Annotated in this window: 1 protein-coding gene; it reads right to left on the bottom strand. The window is 39.4% G+C overall.

The features are described from left to right. Positions 1 to 228 precede the first annotated feature (228 nt). The gene (locus MICAI_RS17295; RefSeq protein ID WP_008205192.1) at positions 229 to 1,776 is read right to left on the bottom strand and encodes an FAD-dependent oxidoreductase; all 1,548 of its coding nucleotides are present in this window, start codon (positions 1,774 to 1,776) and stop codon (positions 229 to 231) included. Between the last annotated feature and the right edge of the window lie 15 nt (positions 1,777 to 1,791).

Below are 1,791 nucleotides of genomic sequence, written 5' to 3' on the forward strand. Positions count from 1 at the left end.
ATCAGTTATCAGTTATCAGTTATCATACTAAATCCTGTTATTAAAGACTAATTATTTATCCCCGCTTTTGCCTCTTGCCTCTTGCATGAGTGCCTGTCCTGATATGTAGCCTATACTCAAGGGATTTAGTATAACTTCTGCTGCTCACCAATATGTGAGAGAATGTCACCAATAAGAGATCTACCCTATCAGTAATCAGTTCACTGTTCACTGTTTACTGATCACTGATCACTGATTACTGATAAAATCTCCCCCAGAGCCATATTTCCAACTATCTAAATAACGATGATAAAGATATTTTTGCCTGTCGGGTAACTTTTCTAAAATAGGTTTTAAGGTGGTTGCTAAGGGATATAAACCACTATACAAACCTAAATTAAAATAATGTCCCGTCCAATCGATAAAAGGACTGATACCCACTTGCGGAATCATCGGTAAAACTAATTGAGGATTAACCAAAGGCAAAGTTTTTGAGAGGGAAGAAAACTGCACCACATCCTGTAAAAACGGTTTTAAGACCTCATCTCCCAACTTATCCATTACCCGAAAAACTCCACTCATTAAGTCATTAATTTGATTGGGATTAGGGTTAGCAGACATCGGGACACTCATGGTTTTTTGAAATAGCCATGTTACCGATATATTCGGTTGATAAGGTTGTAAAAGGGCTAAATCTTCTCGGTTTAAAGCATCGATTTGTAAAGCTTCCTCGATGGCAAAAGTTAGCCTTTTTAAATGCCTAACCATTGCCCCAAAACCACCAAAACTTACCGGAGATTGACTACCGCTACTATCTCCCACTGCCAGAATTCTTGACCAAGGCATTTTTAAAGGACTTTGACGATAGGCCGGGAAAAAACCCGCTAGAAAACGCTGAAAGTTTACCGCTTCTAAATCCACCTTTTGATACTCTGGCAGCAATCTTAAATACTCCTCCATCAAAAATTCTAAACTAAAGCGATCGGGATGGGTATCAAGATAGGTAAATAAATAAGTTGTCCGACCATCCCTAGCGGGAAATGCTTCCCAAAAGTATTGACATTGGTGCAAGATTGGGGTAAAAGAATAAATCAAATCACCAGTTTCATTACTGGGAAAACCCTGACCGCAACTACCCACCACTAAACAAACTCCATCGGGTTTTTCTCCTTTTCTTGCCTGTTTTGCAATTGGCGAAAAATGACCCATGGCATCGATTAATAAACGGGTTTTTAAAGTCATTTCTCCCGTTTTAACCATTACGCCATCGGGATGAATAATCGCCCCACTAAACCCCGAATTTTCTAATAACTTTCCTCCCGCTTGCAAAAACTTAGTTTTTAAAGTCTCTAGCAAATAAACCGGATCAACACCAATATTTAAAATATCTCTGACCCAAAGTTCATAACCTTGATAAAATCCCACCCTCCCAGGATTATATTCCGTCGCTATCGATTGATTTAATTCAGCTTCGGTCAATAAATCTAACTCTAAAAAACTGCTTAATTCTAAACGTGAAATATTCCACTCCTGCTCACGACCGCGCAGAATACCTCTTTCTAATAATGCCACACGCCAGCCCCTAGTTTGCAAAGCAGCCCCGATGAAAATTCCCAAAGTTCCCCCGGCAATAACTAGATCAAAATCCGTCTCTCCTAAAGATTCTTGACTTTGATTAATTACCGTGGGAATAACTGGATTTTCTAAACGCAAAGCTTGCCAAGCTCGATCGCTGGCCCGCAATTGTTGTAAACTCTGAGGAGATACTCGATCGAGTAAAGATGCAACTAAAGACATAATCTTATATCAGTT

Source organism: Microcystis sp. T1-4, from assembly GCF_000297435.1.
GTDB lineage: Bacteria > Cyanobacteriota > Cyanobacteriia > Cyanobacteriales > Microcystaceae > Microcystis.

Bases quoted from the DNA above. Each gene is read 5' to 3' on its own strand.
- MICAI_RS17295 (WP_008205192.1), bottom strand. From the start codon at position 1,776: ATGTCTTTAGTTGCATCTTTACTCGATCGAGTATCTCCTCAGAGTTTA.